Here is a 22,549-nt window from a genome sequence, read left to right as displayed (position 1 = left end):
GTGTGGGTCGTTCGGTGGTTTTGGCGGAGGGGAAACACCCGGTCCCATTCCGAACCCGGTAGTTAAGCTCTCCAGCGCCGATGGTACTGCATGGGAGACTGTGTGGGAGAGTAGGACGCCGCCGGACATATATTGGTCGAGGGTCGCCCCTTTTCGGGGCGGCCCTCGACGCGTGTCTTGGACCTGCCAGAATAAGGCGCAGGTCTCCAACCACCGAGAACAGTGACGGACGTGATGAGCGCGGAAGAGGACGGCCGCAGCGACGGGAACCGTGAGCGGCGCGGCAACGACGGGGGACGGGGTAAGCCACCTCGCCGCGGGAACGACGCCCGAAATGGCGGTCCGGGGTACCGCAAGGGCGGCGGCCGGCAGGACCGTGGTTCTGGTGGCGACCGGGGCCGCTCGTCCGGCGCGGGTCGTCCTGGTTCGGGCGGTGGTTGGAAGGACCGTCAGCGCGGTTGGCGGGATGACCGCCGACCCGACCGGCCCTTCAGGCATCCGGATGAGCGCCAGGGCTCGGGTGGGGCGCAGCCCGGCTCCCGTGGACGGGATGGAGCTCCCTCTGGAAGCCCGCGTGGACGGCGTCCCGCAGGCGGTCCCCAGGGAGCTGGGGGATTCCAGCGGCGGCCCCAAGGAGGCCCGACCGGTGGCGGCTTCAAGGGCCGCGGTGGCGGGCCCCGTAGGGACGGTGCGGCCCGCCCTTCGCGAGATGACAGGTTTCGCAGGGACGACCGCCCAGGACGCCGCGATGAGCGCGCTTCCGAGGGCGGCCCGAAGGGGCGCGACGGCCGTCCCCAGCGCGATTTCTCCGCTCGTCGGGACGACCGGCGGCGCGCTACGGACCGCTACGAGCGTGCGGAACGGCAGAGTCGCGATGACCGGCCGCCACGGGGTGATCGACCGCGCCGTGACGACCGTCCTGGAGGCGGACGCCGCTTCGAGGGTGGCCGTGACAAGCGTTACGGCGCGCGCGGCCCCCGGCAGCAGCAAGGGGGTGGCGGCAAGCGTGCCCATGGCCCCTCGTCCTCGCGGCGCCGTGAGGGCTTCCAGACGCAGGAACGGCCCGCGCCGAAGCACGACGAGCCGCTGCTGCCCGATGATGTGACCGGTGAAGAGCTGGACGCGGAGGCGCGGGCGGAGCTGCGCACGCTGCCCCGGGACCTGGCGTCGCGCGTCGCGCGTCACCTGGTGATGGCGGGTCGGCTTGCGGAGGAGGACCCCGAGACCGCGTACCGGCACGCCAAAGCGGCTCGCCGTGTCGCTTCGCGGGTCGGGCTCGTGCGTGAGGCCACCGGCCTCGCGGCGTATCACGCGGGGGAGTGGGCGGACGCTCTCGCCGAGTTGCGGGCGGCTCGTCGCCTGAGCACCGCGGAGGACTCCTACCTTCCCGTCATGGCGGACTGTGAGCGCGGCTTGGGCCGTCCCGAACGCGCCTTGGACCTCGCCAAGGCGCCGGAGGCGAAGAAGCTCGACCAGGCGGGGCGCGTGGAGCTGCGCATCGTGGAGTCGGGCGCGCGGCGGGATCTGGGTCAGTACGACGCGGCCGTGGTCACGTTGCAGGTGCCCGAGCTCAGGGACCGCCGGTTGCGGCCGTGGTCGGCGCGGCTCTTCTACGCCTACGCCGACGCGTTGGCGGACGCCGATCGCCGGGACGAGGCCGCCGAATGGTTCGCTCGGGCCGCGGCGGCCGACCGTGAAGGCGACACCGACGCCGCTGAACGGTACGCGGAACTTGAGGGGCTGCACATCCTCGACACCGAAGAGGACGAGGACGAGGCGCCCGCGTCCGCTGAAGGGGCCGAGGCGGAGCCGGAGGACGCGGTGCCGTCTCAGGAGGGTCCCGCCGCCGGTGACGTTCCCGACGCGCCCGGCACCCCGGCCGAGGCTGAGGCGGACGCCGGTGATCCGGTGCGGCAGGAACCCGGCGAAACCGGGGCGGAGCGCGACGCTCCCGGCCCGACCGCGATCGAGTTCAAGGCGGCACCGCCGGCCGAGGCCCCAGAAGCGCCGCCAGCGGGTCCGGGCGAGGCCGAGGGCCATCAACCCTCCCCGGAGGTGCCCGAGGCTCCAGCGGTCTTCCTGGAGCCGCAGGAGGCCGATCGGGACGTGCCCGAGGACGGCGCCGCCGACTCTGCGGCCCATGGTGGCGACGGGGAGTCCGGCGAACAGGCGCCCGGAACGAAGCCTTGACCGGTCTGGGTGATTCGCCTGATATTCACGAGGTCGTGGCATTTCGGGGGTGAGGGGGTCATCGGCCGCTGATCGACTCCCTCGGAATCGGGACGATCTCGTGAGGTGCGTCATGCCCACCCCCTTGAACCGACGTGTCTTCCTCAGGGCCGCCGCGGTCGCCGGTGGCACGGCCGCCTTTTCGGGGGCGCTGTGGCAGCAGGCTTTGGCCGGGCCCGCTCAGCCCGGCCCCGGCCCGTACGGGGGCCTGCTGCCGGCCGACGCGAACGGCGTCCAGCTCCCCGCCGGGTTCACCAGCCGCATCGTCGCCCGCTCGCTGCGGCGCGTGCCGGGTACGCGGTACGTCTGGCACCCGGCGCCGGACGGCGGCGCGTGCTTCCGCGACGGCGACGGCTGGATCTACGTGAGCAATTCCGAGGTGCCCTTGGTAGGCGGCGCCTCCGCCATACGTTTCGGTGCGGACGGCACGGTCACATCGGCGTACCGCATCCTGCTTGGCACCAGCATCAACTGTGCCGGCGGCGCCACCCCCTGGGGCACGTGGCTGTCCTGCGAGGAGCACGACATCGGCCTGGTGCACGAGACGGACCCGCGCGGCCGGCAGCCGGCCAGGGCACGCCCGGCCATGGGCCGGTTCAAGCACGAGGCCGCCGCCTGCGACCCAGAGCGCGGGGTCATCTACCTCACCGAGGACCAATCGGACGGATGCTTCTACCGGTTCCGTCCGCAGACCTGGGGCGACCTGACCGAGGGCACTCTCGAAGTCCTGGTGGGCTCGGGCACAGGCCCCGTCACCTGGGCGCGGGTCCCCTCGCCCCGCCTCTGGATAACGCCCACGCGCGAGCAGGTGTCCGGAGCGATGCGGTTCGACGGTGGCGAGGGCTGCTACTACGCGAACGGCATCTGCTACTTCACCACCAAGGGCGACAACCGTGTCTGGGCGTACGACGCGGCCGCCCAGAGGCTCGACCTGGCGTACGACGACGACCTGGTGACCGGCGGCGAACCGCCGTTGACGGGCGTGGACAACATCACCGGCGCCGCCTCCGGGGACCTGTTCGTCGCCGAGGACGGCGGCAACATGGAGATCAACCTCATCACGCCGGAGGGCACGGTCGCGCCCTTCCTGCGCGTCCTCGGACACGAGGAGTCCGAGATCACCGGCCCGGCCTTCTCACCCGATGGGACCCGCCTGTATTTCTCCTCCCAGCGCGGCGAGAGCGGTGTGTCCGCAGGCACGGACGGCTACACCTACGAGGTGACCGGCCCCTTCCGCCACTGACCTCGCTACTGGCCCATGGCCGCCCTCACCGGTCCTGCCGGTCCAGGGCGTGCATGATGCCCTGCACGTTGGATTCCGTGCCTTCGAGGATCTCGTACTTCGCGGTCTGGCCGGGGTCTACCGCGTCCCAGTCGAACGCGTAGCGCTCCCTGGTGCGGTCTCGCACCATCGCCACCGCGTGGTCCAGGTCCAGGCCCGCGTCCCGTGCGTCCTTCACCATGTCCACCCAGGCCCTCAGCTCCTCCGCGGACCGCTCCAGCGTGTCGTCCACCTCCGCCACCGGACCGTAGTGGGCGAACAGCAGGCGCTGGGGTCCCAGTTCCCGGAACTTGCGGAGCGAGCCGAGCGCCGTCTTCAGGTCGAAGTCCGGGGGCGGCGTGGCCGGTCTCAGATCCTTGGTCTCCGGTATGTAGACGCCGACGGCATCGCCCACGTACAGGTCGCCGGTCTGGGAGTCGAGCAGGCCGACGTGGTGCTTGGCATGGCCGGGGGAGTAGTAGGACTCCAGCCGCCTTCCCCCGCCCAGGTCGATGACCCCGGTCTCCTCGACGGCGTGAATCCTGGCCTGTTCCGTGGGTTTCAGCTCGCCGAACAGCGTGTCGAGCTTGCTGCCGTAGACCATCCTGGCGCTGCGCATGAGCCGCTCGGGTGACGCCAGGTGCCGCGCGCCCTTCTCATGCACCACGACTTGCGCCTCGGGATACATCTCGGCGATGTCACCCACACCGCCCGCGTGGTCGAGGTGGATGTGGGTGACCACGACCGTCGCCAGATCGGCGGCGCCGACGCCCAGTTCGTCCAGCGCCCGCCGCACGACCGGTGCGGAACCGGCCGTGCCCGGCTCCACCAGGCATGGCCGATCCGAAAGGATCAGGTATCCCGCCGTGATGCCGGGGTAGCCCGCCATCCGCGTGTCGATCTCGTAGACGCCGCCACCGAGGGGTGTGACCGTGGACTCCATCCGGCGATCATCGCGCGCCGGCCGGCCATCCACAATCCGCGGGGTCTTCGACGGGTCAGGGAAGGGAGAGGAGCCGCAGGACCAGACCTGTCCGGGGTTTGGGGCCGAAGGAGGTGGACTTCCGCGGGACGCGTTCGCCTTGGGCGGCTATGGCCAGGACTTCCTCGACCTTGAGGGGGTTGAGGATCACTGCGGTGCCGCCGGTGTGGCGGGCGCGGTTCAGGGCCAGCAGCGGGTCGTCGTGGACGACTTCGACGCTCTGTTCGTCCTCGGGTACCCGCCAGAGATGCCTGATCAAGAGGTGGTCCAGTACGGCCGTGCCGAGGTTGCGCCAGCGTGCGGAGTGCTGCGCGGGCATGGTGCGTTCGAGGTAGGCCGGGGCGGGATTGGTGAGCAGGTAGGGCGTCTCGCCGCCCGCTAGAAGGAATGCCGGGCCATCGGCGCCTTTCAGGGCGGGGAGGGCTTCCGGCCAGGCGAGCCGGGCCGTCTCGAAGGCTTTGGCGGCCAGTTGGAGGGCTTTCTCGGGCGGGAGGCTCGGTAGGACGCGGTGGATGGCGCCTAGGTGGGGTGGGTAACGCGTGGAGTCGACCAGCAGGGCGAGACCGTAGTCCCAGGGGTTGCCGGACCTCGGCGGGGTGGGGCTGTCCAAGGGCGTGTTGTTGTGGCGCGCTTGCAGGGCCCGGTAGGTGGCGTAGCGGTGGTGGCCGTCGGCGATGAGAGCCTGCCGGTGGGCAAGGTCCGCGGCGATACGGGCGTGGAGCGCCGGGTCGGCGATGCGCCAGAGCCGGTGCCGCTGGTCACCGGTGTGGAAGTCCATGAGCGGTGAGCCGTCGACCGCCTCGTCGAGGATCTGCGAGGCGTCGCCGCCGCCCTCGTACACCAGGAAGATCGGCTCCAGGTTGGCGCGGGTCTCGACCATCAGGGCGAGCCGGTCGCGCACGGGTCCGGGATAGACGTTCTCGTGCGGGAGGATCACCCGGTCGCTCTCGGGACGCAGGCCCAGGGCGCCGATGAGGCCGCGCTGGCCCGCGGTCTCGTAGACGTAGAGCGCCGGGTCGGGGTCGTGGACGAGGGACCCGTCGTCCAGCCAGCGCCGGAGGGTGGCGGCCGCCTCGCCGTAGTCGGTGGGGAGCGTGATCCGGACGATGTTGTGGCCCCCGCCTGCCTTCAGCCGCTCGACCTGCTCACGGTCCAGCAGGTCGTACGGGGGGCTGGTCACCGCCTCGGGGTCGATCGAGGGGGCGAACCGGACGCCGCGGAACGGCGCCAGCTCAAGGCCCGCCCCGGAGCGAGGGGCCGTCGACCCGAAGATCCGGGCGCTGAACTCCTCCGGGGTCGGCCCGGAGGGGAGATCGCCGTCCACCGTGGGCATGCTAGCCAGCGAGGGATGCTCGGCGTCCGATGGGAGGTCCACATGAAGGTTCAAGGATCGGGACGGGCGGACGATTCCACCGGCGGCGATCCGGGAGGGCATCCCGACCCCGCCGGGCCGGGCGGCGGGGTGTACGAGTGGTACACGCGTGGTCTGCGGCTGCTGAGATCGGGGAGCGCGGCGGCCGCCGTCCAGGTGCTGTCGCGGGCGGCGGAGGCGGAGCCGCGCTCGCGTTCGATCCGTGAGGCTCTGGCCCGCGCGCAGTACGGGGCTCGGCAGTTCCAGGAGGCCGCCGACAATTTCCGGAGCATCGTCGAGGAGGACCCGGCCGAGGACTACGCCCTGTTCGGCCTGGGTCTTTCGCTGAGCCGCTTAGGCCAGTTCGAGCGGGCGGTGGAACCGCTGGCGCTCGCGGCCGCCATGCGTCCGGAGAACAAGGACTACGCCAACGCGCTGCGTCACGCACGCGCGACGCTGAAATTCCGCAAGTGAGCCTCCCGCCGGTGAGCAGGGTGCACTAAGAAGGGCTCTGGGGCCTTTCGTACGATGCCGCGATGGACGCGATGAAGAGCAGTGACCGCCCGCTCAGCGAGACCTACGACGTGGCCCTGCTCGATCTCGACGGTGTCGTCTACATCGGGTACAAGGCCGTCCCCAGGGCGGTCGAGGCGCTGGAGAAGGCCCGTGCCGCAGGTCAGCGGCTCGCGTTCGTCACCAACAACGCCTCGCGGACGCCGTCGGCGGTCGCGTCGATCCTGACGGACGTGGGTGTGCCGGCAGGGGCGGAGGACGTGGTCACCTCGGCGCAGGCGGCGGCTCGCCTGCTCGCGGAGCGGTTGCCCGCGCATTCCAAGGTGCTGGTCGTCGGCGGCATGGGGTTGCGGCAGGCGCTGTACGAGCAGGGGCTGCGGCCTGTGTCCGTGGCCTCGGAACGCCCGGCCGCGGTGGTGCAGGGGTACGACCCCGGGCTGTCCTACGGTTTGATCGCCGAAGGGACCAGGGCCGTACGGGACGGTGCGCTGTTCGTGGGTTCCAACGGGGATCTCACGATCCCGGGAGGCGGCGGGCGGATCCAGCCCGGCAATGGGGCGCTTCTCAGGGTCATCACCGCGGCCACCGGGGTGGAGCCCATCATCACGGGCAAACCCGAGCGGATCCTTCACCATGAGTCGATCCTGCGTACGGGGGCGCAACGACCGCTGGTGGTGGGCGACCGGCTCGACACCGACATCGAGGGCGCTCACAACGGAGGGTCCGACAGTCTTCTGGTGTTCACGGGCGTGACCGACCCGATGGAGGTTCTTACTGCCCCACCTCATCAACGCCCGACCTATTTCGCCCAGGATCTGACCGGACTGCTCGTCCCGCATCGGGGAGTGGAAACCGAGGGTGACCGCTTCCGCTGTGCGGGCTGGACCGCCCGTTGGGAAGGCGACCGGGTGGCGTTGACCGGTGACGGTGATGCCTACGACGGGCTGAGGGCCTTGGCCGGTGCCGCGTGGAGCAGGGAGACTCCGCCAGAGGCGGCCGCACTGAGCTCGGCGTTGCAGCGTTTGCCTCTTGGACGCTCTGGCTAGTGGCGGCCGGGGCGGTGTCGGCTGGTTGACCGGGTGATGTCGTAGGTCTCGCCTTGGGTGGCCTGGCGGTGGCTTGCTGCGTGGGGTGAGCAAAGAACGGCGGTGTTCCGGCGAGGGTCGACTGACGTTCTCCAGGAGGCAACCGGTGGATGGTGATCTCTCCCAGAGTTTCCATCTGGAGGGATCTCCATGAGACGTCTACTGGTAATCGGCATGGTAGTAGCGGTGCTCGCCGGAACAGGATCTCCGGCTCTGGCCGGTGGGCACCCTCACGGCAAACGCAAGGCGTTCGACCTTCAGGCACACCGGGGCGGCATGGGACTGGTCGTGGAGAGCACCATCCCCGCCTTCGAGAACGCGCTCCAACTCGGCGTCAGCACATTGGAACTGGACGTGCAGATCACCGAGGACGGACAGGCGGTGGTCACGCACGACCGGCGGATCAGCAACCGCACGTGCCTGGACACCGCCCCGGCGACGCCGAACGACCCCGAGTTCCCGTACGTGGGCAAGTACATCCACACGCTGACGCTCAAGCAGATCCGCACCATGGACTGCGGCTCGACCCCAAGTGCCGCGCACCCGGGGCAGCGGACCGTGCCCGGTCAGAAGATGGCGCTGCTGAGCGAGGTGTTCGCTCTGGTGCACCGCTACCGTGCGTACGGCGTGAAGCTCAACATCGAGACCAAGGTGGAGGCGGGCGCGCCGCACGAGACCGCTCCGCGTGAACAGTTCGTCCAGGTCACCGCGAGGGAGATCCGGCGTGCGCGCATGCTCAAGCAGGTGACCATCCAGAGCTTCGACTGGGGCGCCCTCATGCGGATGCGGCAGGTCGAAAGGCGGCTGCCGCTGGTCGCGCTGACCAACATCACCTTCCTGCAGACGGGCCAGCCCGGAAAGTCACCCTGGCTGGGCGGCATCGACATCGACGACTTCGGCGGTGACCCGCTCAAGGCGATCAAGTCCTTCGGCGCGGACGCGTTCTCGCCGGTGCACGGCTCGCCGGAGAACGGCAAGATCACCGACCCGGGCTACCGCCCGTACGTGACCAAGGCCATGGTCGACCGGGCCCACCGCATGGGCCTCAAGGTCGTCCCCTGGACGGTGGACGACGAGCCGACCATGGAGAAGCTGATCGACGACGGCGTGGACGGGATCATCACCGACTACCCCGACCGGCTGCGCAGGGTCATGGAGCGGCGTGGTCTGCGCCTGCCCCGGGCGTACAGGCCCCGCTGACCTGTTCGGGCAAGGCCCCCGCGACCTGGCGGGGGCCTTGTCGTTTTCCCGGGCCTGTCGTCTTCCCGGCCTGTCGTTCTCCCGGGCGTTGTCGCGGCGGGTGGTCAGAGCAGCTTGCGCAGCCGCAGCAGGTCCAGGAAGCTCGCCTCGATCTTGAGGCGGCCGCTCGCCCACGCCTTGGCGGGGTTCAGCTCGTCATGCGCGAGCGCGACCAGGTCGTCGCTCGCCACCGTCAGCCTGACCTGGGCGTCCTCGGGCGCGTCGGTGAGCTCGAACGGGTCGAGGCCGCCCGCGTGGATCCTCGTCAGGTACGCGAGCCGCAGATCGGTGATCCGGCAGCTGATCGTCCGCTCGACGATGTGCTCGGCCAGCCGGTCGCCGTCCACCTCCGCGAGACGCTGTGAGATCCGGTCGAGCGCGCCGCGGCACTCCTCCTCGTTCGCCATGGTCAGGCTGTTCCCCGTTCGATCGACAACGATGTCGTGAAGGGACGGTAGCGTTCTGACTGGGCCCGAAGCGACTCGCCATAGACGATGAACCCCCGATGGAGCCTTCGATGGGGTTCTCTGGGAGGAGACGAGCATGTCCGACGAGGCGGCGGGGGAGCCCGTGGAGGAGCCGCCCCCGCCCTTCCCGCCACCCCCGCCCTTCCCGCCACCCGCCGGTACGGAGAGCGCCGGGAGGCTCCCCAGCCCGCCCTCCGCGACGCCCGTGATCCCGTCCCCGCGTCCGGGCGAGACGGTGGTGGAGCCGACCGGAGACCCCCGGGTGGACGAGGTGCTGGCCCGGCTCGGCGAGCTGAACGCGGCGCCGGTGGCCGAGCACGTGGCGGTCTTCGAGGAGATCCATCAGCGGCTCCAGGACCTGCTGACCTCCGCGGACCGGCAGGACGAACCCCGTCCGCCCGTCCCCCGGCCCGCCGGTGCGTGGCGGACGGCCATGGCGGGCCGAAGCGGTCACGTCGGGCAGGGCGCGCCGCCGGAGGGGCACGGTCGGCGGCCATGACGCGCCGCAGGCTGGACGCCGAGCTGGTCCGGCGCCGCCTGGCCCGGTCCCGCGAGCACGCCGCCGAACTGATCGCCGATGGCCGGGTACGGGTCGGAGGGCGGCCGGCCGGCAAGGCCGCCACGCAGGTCGAGGCGGGTGCGGCGATCGTCGTGGACACCGCCGACGCCGGTCCCGAGTACGTCTCGCGGGGCGGGCACAAGCTGGCGGGCGCGCTGGAGGCGTTCTCCGACCTCAAGGTCGCGGGCCGGGTCTGCCTCGACGCGGGCGCGTCCACCGGCGGGTTCACCGACGTGCTGCTGCGGGCCGGGGCCGCGCACGTCTACGCGGTGGACGTGGGACGGGCCCAGATCGCCTGGTCGCTGCGCACCGACGACCGGGTGACCGTCCTCGAACGGACCAACGTCCGCGACCTGACCCCCGAGATGCTGGGGCAGCCCGAGGCGGCGCCGCCGGGGTTAGTGGTGGCCGACCTGTCGTTCATCTCGCTGCGCCTGGTGCTGGAGCCCATCCGGCGCTGCGTGGAGCCGGCGGCCGATTACGCGATGATGGTCAAACCCCAGTTCGAGGTGGGCAAGGACCGCGTGGGCGCCGGCGGCGTCGTACGCGACCCCCGGTTGCGGGCCGACGCGGTGCGCGGTGTGGCGGAGCACGCGGCGACCCTGGGCCTGGGCGTGCTGGGAGTGACCGCGAGCCCGCTTCCCGGCCCCGCCGGGAACGTGGAGTACTTCCTGTGGTTGCGGGCCGGAGCTCCGCCTCTGGACGAGGCCGACCTGGAACGTGCGGTCGCCGAGGGGCCGCAGTGATCCTGGACGCCGTGCCGGACGTAGAAGCGGGCGTGAACGTTACAACGGAGCGTGTGCATGGGTGAGAGATCGGTGCTGGTCGTCACCCATACGGGACGGCCCGAGGCGGTGCGGAGCGCGCAGCTCGTGATCGAGCGTCTCACCCAGGCGGGCATCACGGTGCGGATGCTCGAGAACGAGGCGCGGGACATCGGCCGCGCCGACGTGGACGTCCGGCCGGGCGACGCGGCGGCCGAGGAGGCCGAGGTCGTGATCGTGCTCGGCGGCGACGGGACGCTGCTGCGCGCGGCCGACCTGGCGCGGCCCGCCGGAACCCCGCTGCTCGGGGTCAACCTCGGGCATGTGGGCTTCCTGGCCGAGGCCGAGCGGGAGGACCTCACCGCGACCGTCGACCGGGTCGTCGGCCGCCGCTTCGAGGTCGAGGAACGGATGACCATCGACGTCGAGGTCCGGCTGAACGGCGGCGGCTGGAACACGTGGGCCTTGAACGAGGTCACCGTGGAGAAGGCCGAACGGGAGCGGATGCTGGAGGTCGTCGCCGAGATCGACGGGCGTCCCCTGTCGGCCTGGGGCTGCGACGGGGTGGTGTGCGCCACCCCGACCGGCTCGACCGCGTACGCGTTCTCCGCGGGCGGCCCGGTGGTGTGGCCCGAGGTGGAGGCGATGCTGGTCGTCCCCATCAGCGCGCACGCCCTGTTCGCGCGTCCGCTGGTGGTGTCGCCCCGGTCGGCGGTGGCGATCGAGGTGCTCCCGGACACGCCGCGCGCGGTGCTGTGGTGCGACGGTCGCCGCACCCTCGACCTGCCGCCCGGCGCGCGCGTGGAGGTGCGCCGGGGCGCCAAGCCGGTCCGGCTCGCGCGGCTGCACCCGATCCCGTTCACCGACCGGCTGGTGACCAAGTTCGGGCTGCCGGTGACGGGCTGGCGCGGCCGCGGGCGGAGCCGTGTCCGCGACGCCGCCCCGCCGCCCCCGCTGCACGACCCGGGCCGGGACGACCCGGCCGGACGGCCGTGACCTGGGCGGACATCCGCGGGGCCTGGAGGGGCGATAACCTCACCACCGAGGCGCCATACCGGGACTGGTTTTGCGAGGGGTTGTGACGCTGGTGCGTCCGATGGTCGATGAGGTGCGGATCGAGGGCCTCGGTGTGATCGACGAGGCCGTGCTCGATCTGTCCCCTGGGTTCAACGTCGTCACCGGTGAGACCGGGGCGGGCAAGACCATGGTGGTCACCAGCCTGGGACTGCTGTTCGGCGGCCGCGCCGACCCGCAGCGGGTCCGGCCGGGCGCGGAGCGGGCCACGGTCGAGGGCCGGATCGTGGTGGAACCGGGCGGCCGGGTGGCCGAGCGGGTCGAAGAGGCCGGCGGGGAGCTGGACGACGGGGCCCTGATCGTGACCCGGTCGGTGTCGGCCGAGGGCCGGTCCCGCGCGTTCCTCGGCGGCCGGTCCGTCCCGGTCAGCCTGCTGATCAACCTGGCGGACGAGCTGGTGGCGGTGCACGGCCAGTCCGACCAGCAGCGGCTCCTGCAGGCGGGCCGCCAGCGGGCCGCGCTGGACAGGTACGCGGGCGAGGCGGTGGCCGGGCCGCTGCGCGCCTACACCGCGACCTACGACCGGCACCGCAAGGTCACGGCGCTGCTGGAGGAGCTGACGACCAGGGCGAAGGAGCGGCGGCAGGAGGCCGACGTGCTCCGGTTCGGCCTGGAGGAGATCGAGAAGGCCGACCCGAAGCCCGGCGAGGACGAGGAGCTGGCGGCCGAGGAGGACCGGCTCGGGCACGCCGACGCGCTGCGCGGCGCCGCCGACGGCGCGCACGAGGCGCTGCTGGGCGACCCGTCCGCCGCGTTCGAGGCCCCGAACGTGGTGAGCCTGCTGGGCACCGCGCGCAACGCGCTGGACGCCGTCCGCGACCACGACCCGGCCCTGGCCGCGCTGGCCGACCGGCTCGCCGAGGCCGGCTACCTGGTCTCCGACGTGGCCACCGAGCTGGCCGCCTACGCCGAGTCGATCGACGCCGACCCGGCGCGGCTGGCGGTCGTCCAGGAGCGCCGCGCCGAGCTGACCGGGCTGACCCGCAAGTACGGGCAGTCGCTGAACGAGGTGCTGGAGTGGGCGCGGACGGCCGCGGCGCGGCTCACCGAGCTGGAGGGCGACGACGACCGGATCGAGGGCCTGCGCGCCGAGCACGCCGAGCTGACCGAACGGCTGGAGAGGGAGGCGGCCGAGCTGACCGCGGTGCGGACCGCGGCGGCCGAGCGGTTCTCCGCCGCCGTCACCGAGGAGCTGACCGCGCTGGCGATGCCGCACGCGAGGGTCGACGTCGCGGTGACCCCGACCGGCGAGTACGGCCCGCACGGCGCGGACGAGGTGGAGGTACGGCTCGCCCCGCATCCGGGGGCCAAGCCGCTTCCCCTGCACAAGGGCGCCTCGGGCGGCGAGCTGTCCCGGGTGATGCTGGCGATCGAAGTGGTGTTCGCGGGCGCCGACCCCGTGCCGACGTTCGTGTTCGACGAGGTCGACGCGGGTGTGGGCGGCAAGGCCGCGGTGGAGATCGGGCGGCGCCTGGCACGGCTCGCGCGCACCGCCCAGGTGATCGTCGTCACGCACCTTCCGCAGGTCGCGGCGTTCGCCGACCAGCATCTGCTGGTGGAGAAGTCCGACGACGGCACCGTCACCCGCAGCGGCGTCACCGCCCTCGACCGGGAGGGGCGGGTGCGCGAGCTGTCCCGGATGCTGGCCGGCCTGGAGGACTCCGAGCTCGGCCGCGCCCACGCCGAGGAACTGCTCGAACTCGCCGCCCAGGAGCGATAGCCTCCCTGTCCGGAAGACCTCGCCGGGGCCGCGGCCGGCGCCGCTGAGGAACCCGGACGGCCTCCAGGACGTCGAAGAGCACTGGGGATCGCGGCGAGCCTTCCCGAGCGCGCCGCCCCGCCGGGGAAACGTTCCGATCGCGGGCGAGGGTGCGCGAGCGAACACGCCTGATCGCTCGTCGTTGCGGAAGTCCACTCGCGCGCTCTGGCAGGATGGCAGTGATGAACGACCCGTCTCCGATCACCGAGCGGCGCTCCCGCCCGCCCGGGCCGCCGGAACCGTCCGAGCGCCCCGGGGCGCACGAACGCGCAGGTCAGCGAGCCGTCGCGGAGCCGGAGACGGGCCCCGACGCCGACCTGGCGGCCGGGAAGACCTCACCCGACGCCACGACCGTCGTGCCCGAGACCACCGAGACGACCGGGATCAGAGAGACGACCGAGACCACAGAGACGACCCGGACCACGGAAACGACCCGGACCACAGAGACCACAGAGACCGGCGGAACCACGAGCACCACGAGCACCACGGGCGGCACCGGCGCGACCGAGCGGCGGCGGAGCGGCGGCCTGAAGCGGTTGAGGATTCCCGGCCGGCGCCGCCCCTTGCGGTCGCTGGTCTGGCGGCCCGGCCGGGAGGACGGCCGCAACGGCGCCACGGTACGGCTCGACCGGCGCACCAAGAACCTCACCAAGCGTCTCCAGCCGGGCGACATCGCGGTGATCGACCATGTGGACCTCGACAGGGTCAGCGCCGAGGCGCTGGTGTCCTGCGGGGTGGCCGCCGTGGTGAACGTCGCGCCCAGCATCTCCGGCCGGTACCCGAACCTGGGGCCGCAGATCCTGATCGACGCGGGCATCCCGCTGATCGACGACGTGGGCCCGGAGATCTTCGCGCGGCTGAGCGAGGGCGACGTGGTCCGGATCGAGGACGGGACGGTGTACCGGGGCGACGAGGTCATCGCCAAGGGCACCGCGCAGGACGCCGCGACCGTCGAGGCGTCCCTCACCGAGGCCAAGGCGGGCCTGTCGCACCAGCTCGAAGCCTTCGCGCTCAACACGGTGGAGTACGTCAAGCACGAGCGCGACCTGCTGATCGACGGGATCGGCGTCCCGGACGTGCGCACCAAGATCGAGGGCAGGCACGCGCTGATCGTGGTGCGCGGCTACCACTACCGTGAGGACATCGCGGTGCTGCGCCCCTACATCCGCGAGCACCGCCCGGTGCTGATCGGGGTGGACGGCGGCGCGGACGCGCTGCTGGAGGCCGGCTACCGGCCCGACATGATCGTCGGCGATATGGACTCGGTCTCCGACAACGCGCTGACCTGCGGCGCGGAGATCGTCGTGCACGCCTACCGGGACGGCCGGGCGCCCGGCCTGCAACGGGTGAAGGCGCTGGACCGGGAGGCGGTGGTGTTCCCCGCCACGGCCACCAGCGAGGACATCGCGATGCTGCTCGCCGACGACAAGGGCGCCACGCTCATCGTCGCGGTCGGCACGCACGCCAACATGATGGAGTTCCTCGACAAGGGCCGGGCCGGGATGGCCAGCACCTTCCTCACCCGGCAGCGGGTGGGCAGCAAGCTGGTCGAGCCGAAGGGCGTCAGCCAGCTCTACCGCAGCCGCATCTCCACCTCGTCCCTGCTGTTCCTGGTGCTCGGCGCGTTCATCGCCATGACCACCGCCGTGTTCATGTCTCCCGCGGGCGACGTGATCCGGCCGCTGCTGGCGGACCGCTGGCACGCCTTCGTCTTCTGGCTGACCGGACTCTTCACGTGATCGATTTCCGCTACCACCTCGTCTCCATCGTCGCGATCTTCCTGGCGCTCGCGCTGGGGATCATCCTGGGCTCCACCACGCTGTCGCAGTCGGTGACCAAGGGCCTGCAACGGCAGACCTCGTCCCTGGCCAGGAGCAACGAGGAGCTGCGCCAGTCGCAGGCCCGGATGGAGGCCCAGCTCAAGGGCGACGAAAGCTTCGCCAGGGCGATGGGACCGCACCTGGTCGCGGACCGGCTGAACGGCCAGTCGGTGGTGTTCATGGAGACGCCCGGGGCGAGCAACGACAGCATCGAGCAGCTCAGCGCGCTGGCCAAGAGCGCGGGCGCCACCGTGACCGGCCGCGTCACCATCCAGAAGAAGTTCCTGGACGACAACCAGACCGGCACCATCGACGAGCTGGCCAATCAGCTGAGGCCGGCCGCGATGGCGTTCCCTGAGGGCTCGGGACCCTACGAGAAGGCGGCGGCGGTGCTGGCATCCGCCGTGGTGACCCGGGACGGCGCGATGACGGGACGGGAGGACGCCTCGGCCGCGTCCGTCCTGGGCGGTTTCCGGCAGGCGGGTTACGTGACCGTCAGCGGCAAGCCCGGCCAGCATGCGACACTCGCCGTCATGATCGCGCCGTCGTCGCTGTACGCCTACGAGGGCGGCGACTCCGACAACCGGGCGCTGCTGGCGCTGGCGGCGGCCCTGGACGGCACGGGACGCGGCACGGTGGTCGGCGGGCCGTCCACCGCCGCGCAGAAGGGCGGGCTGATCGCGGCGCTGCGCGACTCCGACACGGTCAAGTCGGTGTCGTCCCAGGACACCGTGGACACCGCCTCGGGCCAGGTGGTGACGATCCTGGCGCTGCAGAACGAGCTGGGCGGCCGGTCCGGCCGGTACGGGACGGGCTCGGGAGTCAACGGGTACCTGCCCTCGCCGGTGCCCGCCGCCGGAGGGAGCGGGTGAGCCCATGACACGATCGCGATCGTCGGGCGGGCGCGTGGTGCGCCTGGTGGCGGGCACGGCCCTGGGCGCGGTCGCGGCGCAGGCCGCCTACCGCGCGCTGGTCCGCCGCCCACCGGGTTCCAACGAGCCGGTGCCCGGAGCGGAGCGCCGGCGGAACGGAGGGAACCGGCCCGTTGGGCTTTCCCGGGGGATGTGGGAGGGCGTCCTCCCACAGGTGAAGGGGCTGGGCGGTGCCGACGTGTGGGGCCGTACCAACCATCGGGGCGAGCCGGTGACGCTGCTGGAGGGCCCCGCGTTCGTGGCGGGCGCCGCCGCGGCCGGGCTGCTGGCCCCCGGCACCGGCGGCCGGATGCGCGCCGCCGCGCTGCTGGCGGGCGCGGGCTCGGGCCTGCTCGGCGCGTACGACGACCTGGCCGGTTCCGCGGATTCGCGCGGCTTCAAGGGGCATTTGGGCGCGCTGGCCCGCGGTGAGGTCACCAGCGGCGCGGTGAAGATCCTGGGCATCGGCGCGACGGGGCTCGCGGCGGCGGCGGTCGCCGGCCCGCCCGCCTCGTCCCGCTCCGCCGGGACGGCCGCCGGGCTCCTCGACACGCTCATCAACGGTGCGATCATCGCGGGGTCCGCCAACCTGATGAACCTGTTCGACCTGCGTCCCGGGCGCGCGATCAAGGTGGGGCTGATCGCGGGGACGCCGCTGGCGCTGTCCTCGTCCGCGTCGGCGGTGGTGGCGGCCCCGCTGGGCGCCGCCGCCGCGCTGCTCCCCGAGGACCTGGCCGAACGCGCCATGCTCGGCGACACCGGCTCGAACGCGCTGGGCGCGCTGCTGGGGCTGGCCGCGACCCGGCTGGGACGCGGCCCGCGGCTGGCCGTCCTGGCGGGCCTGGCCGGGCTGAACGCGGCCAGCGAGTTCGTCAGCTTCACCAAGGTCATCCGGGAGACTCCGGTGCTGAACTGGGTGGACATGCTGGGGCGGCGGCCGCCCGCGACCCCGGGCCCGTCCCCGTCCGTCCAGGTGCCGCCGCAGGCGGGTCCGGTGAGCGCCGGTGACGGCGCCGTCGCCGGCCCGGCGTCCTGACGCGCCGACCGGCCTCCCCGACCGACCATCATCCCGCCTCCAGCCCGGTGACCCGAAACCACGACCTTGACGCCGACCCCGGCGCCGCCACGCCGCCCGCTCCCGCCCCGGAGCCCCGTGCGCCCGTCCCCGAACCGGGCTCTGGCGCGGCGCCGTGGCTGCGCCGGCTGGCCGGAGGGGTGGCCGGTGCTGCCCTGATCATCGGGGTGATCACGGTGCTGTCGCGGCTGGCCGGGTTCGGGAGGACCTACGCGTTCTCGCAGACCGTCACCACCTCGTGCCTGAGCCAGGCGTACTTCACCGCGACGCAGCTCCCCAGCATCGTGTACGAGATCGTGGCGGGCGGCGCGCTGGCCGGGATGGTGGTGCCGGTGCTGGCCGGTCCCGCCGAGCGCGGCGACCGGGACGCGGTGCGGCGGACGGCGTCGGCGCTGCTGACCTGGATCGTGCTGCTGATGGTGCCGCTGTCGGCGCTGATGGCGGTGCTGTCGCGGCCCCTGATGCACCTGCTGGTGGGCACCGACCTGGAGGGCTGCTCGCGGTCGGGGATCGTCGCGGTCGGCGGCGACATGATGGCGATCCTGGCGCCGCAGATGGTGATGTACGGGGTCGCGGTGGTGCTGTACGGGGTGTTGCAGTCGCATCGCCGGTTCGTGGCGCCGGCGCTGGCGCCGCTGATGTCGAGCCTGGTGGTGATCGGCGCCTACCTGGTGTACGCGCCGCTGGGCCGCGGGCATGAGAACGACCTGGCGGGCCTGCCGCTGGCGGCCGAGCTGACACTGTCGATCGGGACGGCGCTGGGCGGCGTGGCGATGGCGGTGACGGCGGGTGTGGCGGCGTGGCGGCTGCGGCTGGGGTTGCGTCCCGCGCTGCGGTTCCCCGAAGGCGTGGCCCGGAAGGTGCGGCGGCTGGCGTTGGCCGGGCTCGCCACGGTGGTGGCGCAGCAGTTGTCGGCACTGCTGGTCGTACGGCTGAGCTATGAGGGCACGGGCGGCGCCTTGGCGAACTACCAGTACGCCTGGGCGCTGTACCTGCTTCCTTGGGCGATCCTGGCCGTGCCCATCGCGACCAGCGCGTTCCCCATGCTGTCGGCACGGATGGAGGAGGCGGCCGCGTTCGACCGGATCACGGCGTCCACGACCCGCGCGGTGATCCTGGTGTCGTGCGCGGGGGCGGCGGCGCTGGGCGCGGTGGCGGTCCCCGTGGCGGCGGTCTTCAACCCCGGCCTGTCCGGTCAGCAGGAGGTGCTGGCCCGCGCGGTGCTCGCCTTCGCGCCCGGCCTGCTGGGGTACGGTCTGGTCGCGCATCTGCAGCGGGTGCTGTTCGCCTGCCATCGGGGCAGGATGGGGGCCGTCGCCATCGTCACCGGGTGGGCGGCGGTGATGGCCGCCGACGTGGCGCTCGTCCTCACGGTCGAGCGGCAGTGGGTGGTGGCGGCGCTGGGAGCGGGCAACGCCGCGGGCATGACGTTGGCGGGGGTGCTGCTGCTCGCCACGCTCGTACGGGCGCGGGGGAGCGGCGCCGTGCGGGGCGTGCCGCGCGCGCTGACCGCCGGGCTCGCGGGGGGCGTCGTGGGAGGGGCCGCGGGCGCCGCGGTCGCCGCCGTCCTCGGCACGGGGGGCCAGGTGCGGAACATCGGTGTGGCGGCGCTGGCCGCCCTGACCGCCGCGGCGGTGTTCGTGGCGCTCGCGTTCGTGATCGACGGCCGGGATCTGCGGGCCGTCCTGAGCCGGAAGGTCGCGCGACAATGACGGAATCGGACATGGCCGCCAGGGGGAGCGCCGCCCCGAGGAGCGCGGGCAAGGACCTGGACGGCCTGCGGGTGGCGCTGGTCCTCGGCACCAGCGCGGGCGGGGTGGGCCGGCATGTGCGGTCCGTCGCGGCGGGGCTGGCCGGTCGCGGGGCGCGTGTGGTGGTGTGCGGGCCCGCCGAGACCGAGGCGACGTTCGGGTTCGAGCGCGAGGGCGTCCGGTTCGCGGCGGTGGACCTGGCCGACCGTCCCCGTCCGCTGAACGACGCGAAGGCCGTGACGCGGCTGCGCGCGCTGCTGCGCGGTGCCGACGTGGTGCACGCCCACGGCCTGCGTGCGGGCGCCCTTGCGGTCGCGGCCTGCGCCAGGGTCGCGCCGGGGCCGCTGCGGTTGGCCCCTGGCGGCCCGCCGCTCGTGGTCACGCTGCATAACGCGCTCATCGCGGACGGGCGTACGGCGCTGGTGTACGGGGCGCTGGAGCGTGCCGTCGCGTACGGCGCGGACGAGGTCCTGGGCGTGTCCCCTGACCTGGAGGACCGGATGCGCGCGCGCGGTGCCCGCTCGGTGGGGCACGCCCTGGTCCCGGCGCCGGTCCCGCGCACGCGCCTGGGGGCGGCGGCCCGCGCCGACCTGCGGGAGGAGCTGGGCGTGGGGGAGCGCCCGCTGATCCTGACCGTGGGGCGGCTGGCGGAGCAGAAGGGCCTGCCCACCCTGCTGGACGCGTCCGAGGGGTGGGGGCGGCGCACCCCGCCGCCGCTGGTCGCGATCGTGGGGAACGGGCCGCTCGAAGAGCGGTTGCGGGCCCGGATCGACGCCGAGGACCTGCCGGTGCGGCTGCTGGGCCGCCGCGCGGACGTCCCGGCGCTGCTGGCCGCCGCCGATGTGGCGGTGGTGCCGAGCGTGTGGGAGGGGCAGCCGCTGATCGTCCAGGAGATCCTGCGGGCGGGCCGCCCGCTGGTCGCCACGCGCGTCGGCGGGATCCCCGGGATGGTGGACGACGCGGCGCTGCTGGTGCCCCCCGGTGACGCCGCCGCGCTGGAACGGGCCGTGAACGACGTCCTGGACGATCCGGCGCTGGCGGCCCGGCTCGGCGCCGAGGCGGCGCGGCGCGGGGCGGACCTGCCCACCGAGGCGGACGCGGTGGACCAGCTCGCGGGCATCTACCTCAGGCTCGCCAAGAGACCCGCCAAGAAAAGGTGAGGATCATGGAACGTGTCCGCCGCGTTCCACGTTGGGCCGGGTAGTGGAGGGGAGTATCCCCGCGCGCCCGCTCCGTCAGCACGGCCGGTCGCATGGTCACCCGCGTGGACGGCCGCCGCGTGGTCACCCCGCTGTCCCTGTCGGTGATCGCGATCACGCTCGTGGTGACCACCGTCGCGAGCCTCGCCGCCGCCGCGCGGGGCGGCCGGGCGGGCTCTCCCGCGGAAGTTACTGAGACGTAACTCACCCTTCGACTCCACCTCTCGGCCCGGGACCGAATCCTGTTCTAGAATCGGGGTCATCAGCGCTCTGAGAGAGGGTGACGCATGGCCATCGGGCTGACCGAAGAGCACGAGGCGCTCGCCGAGTCCGTCCGCGGGTTCGCCGAACGCAACGTTCCCGCGACGGTCGTACGCTCCGCGCTCGACGCGGACGAGGAGACCCGGCCCGGCTTCTGGCAGGCCCTCGCGGAGCAGGGCCTGACGGGGCTGCACCTGCCGGAGGAGCACGGCGGGCAGGGCTTCGGCCTGCTGGAGCTCGCGGTCGTCCTGGAAGAGCTGGGGCGGGCCATGGTCCCCGGGCCGTTCCTGCCGACCGTGCTGGCGTCCAGCGCGGTGAACGCCTCCAGCAACGCCAAGGCCCGTGCCGAGCTGCTGCCCGGCCTGGGCGACGGGTCCAGAACCGGCGCCCTCGCCCTCACCGGCGACCTGACCGGGCGCCGCGACGGCGGCGCGCTGGTGGTCTCGGGCACGGCCCGCACGGTGCTGGGCGCCGCCCTCGCCGACGTGCTGGTGCTGCCCGTCACGACCGGCGAGGGCGCCCGCGAGTGGGTGGCGATCGACGCGGCCGACGTGAGCGTGACGCCCGTCCACAGCCTGGACAGGACGCGCCGCGTCGCCACGGTCGAGGTGTCCGGCGCGGCGGTGGGCGCCGGCCGTGTCCTGGACGGGCTCACCGACGCGGCCGTGCGCGACCTGGCCGTCACGCTGATGGGCGCGGAGGCGGCCGGGACGGCCTCCTGGTGCGTCACCACCGCCGCCGAGTACGCCAAGGTCCGCGAGCAGTTCGGCCGCCCGATCGGGCAGTTCCAGGGCGTCAAGCACAAGGCGGCCCGGATGCTGATCGCCCTGGAGCAGGCCCGCGCCGCCGTCTGGGACGCCGCCCGCGCCCTGGACGACGCGGCGCCGGACGCCTCCTTCGCCGCCGCGGTCGCCGGGGTGATCGCGCTGGACGCCGGCGTCCAGACCGCGCGCGACGCCGTCCAGATCCTCGGCGGCATCGGGTTCACCTGGGAGCACGACGCCCACCTGTACGTGCGCCGCGCGTCGACGCTGCGGGCGCTGACCGGGCCCGCCAAGGGGTATGCGGCCGAGGTCGCCCGCGCCGCGCTGGCGGGCGGGCGCCGCGCGGTCGAGGTGGAACTGGACGAGGACGCCCAGCCGCTGCGCGAGACCGTCCGCGCCCAGGTCGCCGAGCTGGCCGCCATCGAGGACAAGGGCGAGCGCAACCGCAGGATGGGCGACGAGGGCTGGAGCGTGCCGCACATGCCCAGGCCCTGGGGGCGCGGCGCCTCGCCGGTCGAGCAGGTCCTCATCCAGCAGGAGCTGAAGGCGGCCGACGTCAAGCCGCCGAACCTGGTGATCGGCACCTGGCTGGTGCCGTCGCTGGTCGCCTACGGGACGCAGGAGCAGAAGGAGCGTTTCCTGCGGCCGACGCTGCGCGGCGAGCTGGTGTGGTGCCAGCTGTTCAGCGAGCCGGGCGCCGGCTCCGACCTGGCGTCGCTGTCGATGCGGGCCGAGCGGGTCGAGGGCGGCTGGAGGCTGACCGGCCAGAAGATCTGGACGTCGGTGGCCCAGTACGCGCAGTGGGGGTTCTGCCTGGCCAGGACCGATCCCGACGCCCCCAAGCACGAGGGCATCACCTACTTCCTGGTCGACATGAAGGCGCCCGGCGTGGACGTGCGGCCGCTGAAGGAGATGACCGGCGAGAGCCTGTTCAACGAGGTGTTCCTCGACGGGGTGTTCGTCCCCGACGACCAGGTGGTCGGCGAGGTGAACAAGGGCTGGCAGGTCGCCCGCAACACCCTCAGCAACGAGCGGGTGTCGCTGTCGACCGGCGGCGGCATGGGCATGGGCGTGCCGGAGCTGCTGAGGTTCTTCGCCGAGCGGGACCTGGACCCGATCGCCGAGGCCGAGGTGGGGCGGCTGGTCGCGCAGGGCCAGTCGATCGACCTGCTCGGGCTGCGCACCACCCTCAAGCAGCTCAACGGGGTGGAGCCCGGCGCGGAGGCGAGCGTCCGCAAGCTGCTGGGCGTCCAGTTCAACCGGGACGTCGCGGACTACTGCTGGGCGGCGCAGGGAGCGGAGGCGGCCACCGAGGTGCCGTTGCAGGGCAGCGGGATCGTGGCGCGGGCGATGCTGTTCAGCCGGGCGATGACGATCTACGGCGGCACCACCGAGGTGCAGCTGAACATCATCGGCGAGCGCATGCTGGGCCTGCCCCGCGACCCCGAGCCCGGCAAGTGACCGGCTGATCCGGCGGCGCCGGGG

General features: G+C 73.0%; 19 protein-coding genes and 1 rRNA gene. 17 read left to right on the top strand and 3 right to left on the bottom strand.

All coding sequences use genetic code 11. The features are described from left to right. The first annotated feature begins 10 nt into the window (after window positions 1–10). From rrf to QSK21_RS21085, 3 genes are all read left to right on the top strand, one after another. Window positions 11–127, top strand: a 5S ribosomal RNA gene (gene rrf / locus QSK21_RS21095). 974 nt (window positions 128–1,101) lie between these two features. Then, window positions 1,102–2,190, top strand: a complete 1,089-nt coding sequence (locus QSK21_RS21090) for a tetratricopeptide repeat protein (RefSeq protein WP_285698229.1) — start codon at window positions 1,102–1,104, stop codon at window positions 2,188–2,190. Window positions 2,191–2,302: 112 nt separating this feature from the next. Then, window positions 2,303–3,472 (top strand): alkaline phosphatase PhoX, encoded by a 1,170-nt coding sequence (locus QSK21_RS21085; protein WP_285698228.1) that lies wholly within the window; start codon window positions 2,303–2,305, stop codon window positions 3,470–3,472. A 25-nt stretch (window positions 3,473–3,497) separates the two neighbouring features. Here QSK21_RS21085 and QSK21_RS21080 read toward each other — a convergent pair whose 3' ends face one another. After that, window positions 3,498–4,433: an MBL fold metallo-hydrolase gene (locus QSK21_RS21080; protein ID WP_285698227.1), complete on the bottom strand. Its 936-nt coding sequence runs from the start codon at window positions 4,431–4,433 to the stop codon at window positions 3,498–3,500. A 55-nt stretch (window positions 4,434–4,488) separates the two neighbouring features. Then, entirely contained in the window at window positions 4,489–5,805 is a 1,317-nt protein-coding gene (locus tag QSK21_RS21075; RefSeq protein WP_285698225.1) for a DUF1015 family protein, read from the bottom strand. A 42-nt stretch (window positions 5,806–5,847) separates the two neighbouring features. Here QSK21_RS21075 and QSK21_RS21070 point away from each other — a divergent pair, with 42 nt between their 5' ends. The 3 genes from QSK21_RS21070 (at window position 5,848) to QSK21_RS21060 (ending at window position 8,621) form a co-directional block, all read left to right on the top strand. Then, on the top strand, window positions 5,848–6,297 hold the full coding sequence (locus QSK21_RS21070; RefSeq protein WP_285698224.1) for a tetratricopeptide repeat protein: 450 nt from the start codon (window positions 5,848–5,850) through the stop codon (window positions 6,295–6,297). A 71-nt stretch (window positions 6,298–6,368) separates the two neighbouring features. Beyond that, window positions 6,369–7,382: an HAD-IIA family hydrolase gene (locus QSK21_RS21065; protein ID WP_285698240.1), complete on the top strand. Its 1,014-nt coding sequence runs from the start codon at window positions 6,369–6,371 to the stop codon at window positions 7,380–7,382. Between the two features lie 315 nt (window positions 7,383–7,697). After that, window positions 7,698–8,621 (top strand): glycerophosphodiester phosphodiesterase family protein, encoded by a 924-nt coding sequence (locus QSK21_RS21060; protein WP_285698222.1) that lies wholly within the window; start codon window positions 7,698–7,700, stop codon window positions 8,619–8,621. Between the two features lie 104 nt (window positions 8,622–8,725). Here the strand turns inward: QSK21_RS21060 and QSK21_RS21055 are convergent, their stop codons facing one another. After that, complete coding sequence (locus tag QSK21_RS21055; protein ID WP_285698220.1) at window positions 8,726–9,067, bottom strand: SCP2 sterol-binding domain-containing protein; 342 nt, start codon at window positions 9,065–9,067, stop codon at window positions 8,726–8,728. A 136-nt stretch (window positions 9,068–9,203) separates the two neighbouring features. On the opposite strand from QSK21_RS21055, the gene QSK21_RS21050 reads away from it, so the two are divergent. From QSK21_RS21050 to QSK21_RS21000, 11 genes are all read left to right on the top strand, one after another. After that, window positions 9,204–9,626 carry a hypothetical protein gene (locus tag QSK21_RS21050; protein ID WP_285698219.1) on the top strand — a complete coding sequence of 141 codons (423 nt, stop codon included), beginning with the start codon at window positions 9,204–9,206 and terminating at the stop codon, window positions 9,624–9,626. After that, the gene (locus tag QSK21_RS21045) at window positions 9,623–10,432 is read left to right on the top strand and encodes a TlyA family RNA methyltransferase (RefSeq protein ID WP_285698217.1); all 810 of its coding nucleotides are present in this window, start codon (window positions 9,623–9,625) and stop codon (window positions 10,430–10,432) included. The genes QSK21_RS21050 and QSK21_RS21045 overlap by 4 nt, the downstream gene beginning before the upstream one ends. A gap of 57 nt (window positions 10,433–10,489) precedes the next feature. After that, window positions 10,490–11,446, top strand: a complete 957-nt coding sequence (locus QSK21_RS21040; protein ID WP_285698215.1) for an NAD kinase — start codon at window positions 10,490–10,492, stop codon at window positions 11,444–11,446. A gap of 100 nt (window positions 11,447–11,546) precedes the next feature. Further along, entirely contained in the window at window positions 11,547–13,244 is a 1,698-nt protein-coding gene (recN, locus tag QSK21_RS21035) for a DNA repair protein RecN (protein ID WP_285698213.1), read from the top strand. A gap of 575 nt (window positions 13,245–13,819) precedes the next feature. Then, window positions 13,820–15,022 carry a putative cytokinetic ring protein SteA gene (gene steA, locus QSK21_RS21030; RefSeq protein ID WP_502871583.1) on the top strand — a complete coding sequence of 401 codons (1,203 nt, stop codon included), beginning with the start codon at window positions 13,820–13,822 and terminating at the stop codon, window positions 15,020–15,022. Then, window positions 15,019–15,975, top strand: a complete 957-nt coding sequence (locus QSK21_RS21025; RefSeq protein ID WP_285698211.1) for a copper transporter — start codon at window positions 15,019–15,021, stop codon at window positions 15,973–15,975. The genes steA and QSK21_RS21025 overlap by 4 nt, the downstream gene beginning before the upstream one ends. Before the next feature lie 4 nt (window positions 15,976–15,979). Continuing rightward, complete coding sequence (locus QSK21_RS21020) at window positions 15,980–17,050, top strand: hypothetical protein (protein ID WP_502871581.1); 1,071 nt, start codon at window positions 15,980–15,982, stop codon at window positions 17,048–17,050. 47 nt (window positions 17,051–17,097) lie between these two features. Then, window positions 17,098–18,801, top strand: coding sequence for a murein biosynthesis integral membrane protein MurJ (gene murJ, locus QSK21_RS21015; RefSeq protein WP_352231304.1), 1,704 nt, complete (start codon window positions 17,098–17,100; stop codon window positions 18,799–18,801). Then, window positions 18,798–20,000, top strand: a complete 1,203-nt coding sequence (locus QSK21_RS21010; protein ID WP_285698210.1) for a glycosyltransferase family 4 protein — start codon at window positions 18,798–18,800, stop codon at window positions 19,998–20,000. The genes murJ and QSK21_RS21010 overlap by 4 nt, the downstream gene beginning before the upstream one ends. A gap of 92 nt (window positions 20,001–20,092) precedes the next feature. Beyond that, window positions 20,093–20,242: a hypothetical protein gene (locus tag QSK21_RS21005; RefSeq protein ID WP_285698208.1), complete on the top strand. Its 150-nt coding sequence runs from the start codon at window positions 20,093–20,095 to the stop codon at window positions 20,240–20,242. 84 nt (window positions 20,243–20,326) lie between these two features. Further along, entirely contained in the window at window positions 20,327–22,525 is a 2,199-nt protein-coding gene (locus QSK21_RS21000; protein ID WP_285698205.1) for an acyl-CoA dehydrogenase family protein, read from the top strand. The last annotated feature ends 24 nt before the right edge of the window (window positions 22,526–22,549 follow it).

This window comes from Actinomadura sp. NBRC 104412 (assembly GCF_030269515.1).
GTDB lineage: Bacteria > Actinomycetota > Actinomycetes > Streptosporangiales > Streptosporangiaceae > Spirillospora.
Note: the sequence above shows the minus strand (reverse complement) of the source record. Positions and strands in the feature narration are given on the sequence as shown.

What these genes read in the sequence shown, in the direction of transcription:
- QSK21_RS21040 (WP_285698215.1), top strand. Translation starts at nt 10,490, where the DNA reads ATGGGTGAGAGATCGGTGCTGGTCGTCACCCATACGGGACGGCCCGAG.
- QSK21_RS21005 (WP_285698208.1), top strand. Translation starts at nt 20,093, where the DNA reads ATGGTCACCCGCGTGGACGGCCGCCGCGTGGTCACCCCGCTGTCCCTG.
- QSK21_RS21075 (WP_285698225.1), bottom strand. Translation starts at nt 5,805, where the DNA reads ATGCCCACGGTGGACGGCGATCTCCCCTCCGGGCCGACCCCGGAGGAG.
- QSK21_RS21045 (WP_285698217.1), top strand. Translation starts at nt 9,623, where the DNA reads ATGACGCGCCGCAGGCTGGACGCCGAGCTGGTCCGGCGCCGCCTGGCC.
- QSK21_RS21010 (WP_285698210.1), top strand. Translation starts at nt 18,798, where the DNA reads ATGACGGAATCGGACATGGCCGCCAGGGGGAGCGCCGCCCCGAGGAGC.
- QSK21_RS21000 (WP_285698205.1), top strand. Translation starts at nt 20,327, where the DNA reads ATGGCCATCGGGCTGACCGAAGAGCACGAGGCGCTCGCCGAGTCCGTC.
- QSK21_RS21065 (WP_285698240.1), top strand. Translation starts at nt 6,369, where the DNA reads ATGAAGAGCAGTGACCGCCCGCTCAGCGAGACCTACGACGTGGCCCTG.
- QSK21_RS21060 (WP_285698222.1), top strand. Translation starts at nt 7,698, where the DNA reads ATGGGACTGGTCGTGGAGAGCACCATCCCCGCCTTCGAGAACGCGCTC.
- recN (WP_285698213.1), top strand. Translation starts at nt 11,547, where the DNA reads ATGGTCGATGAGGTGCGGATCGAGGGCCTCGGTGTGATCGACGAGGCC.
- QSK21_RS21080 (WP_285698227.1), bottom strand. Translation starts at nt 4,433, where the DNA reads ATGGAGTCCACGGTCACACCCCTCGGTGGCGGCGTCTACGAGATCGAC.
- QSK21_RS21070 (WP_285698224.1), top strand. Translation starts at nt 5,848, where the DNA reads ATGAAGGTTCAAGGATCGGGACGGGCGGACGATTCCACCGGCGGCGAT.
- QSK21_RS21020 (WP_502871581.1), top strand. Translation starts at nt 15,980, where the DNA reads ATGACACGATCGCGATCGTCGGGCGGGCGCGTGGTGCGCCTGGTGGCG.
- QSK21_RS21050 (WP_285698219.1), top strand. Translation starts at nt 9,204, where the DNA reads ATGTCCGACGAGGCGGCGGGGGAGCCCGTGGAGGAGCCGCCCCCGCCC.
- QSK21_RS21085 (WP_285698228.1), top strand. Translation starts at nt 2,303, where the DNA reads ATGCCCACCCCCTTGAACCGACGTGTCTTCCTCAGGGCCGCCGCGGTC.
- QSK21_RS21055 (WP_285698220.1), bottom strand. Translation starts at nt 9,067, where the DNA reads ATGGCGAACGAGGAGGAGTGCCGCGGCGCGCTCGACCGGATCTCACAG.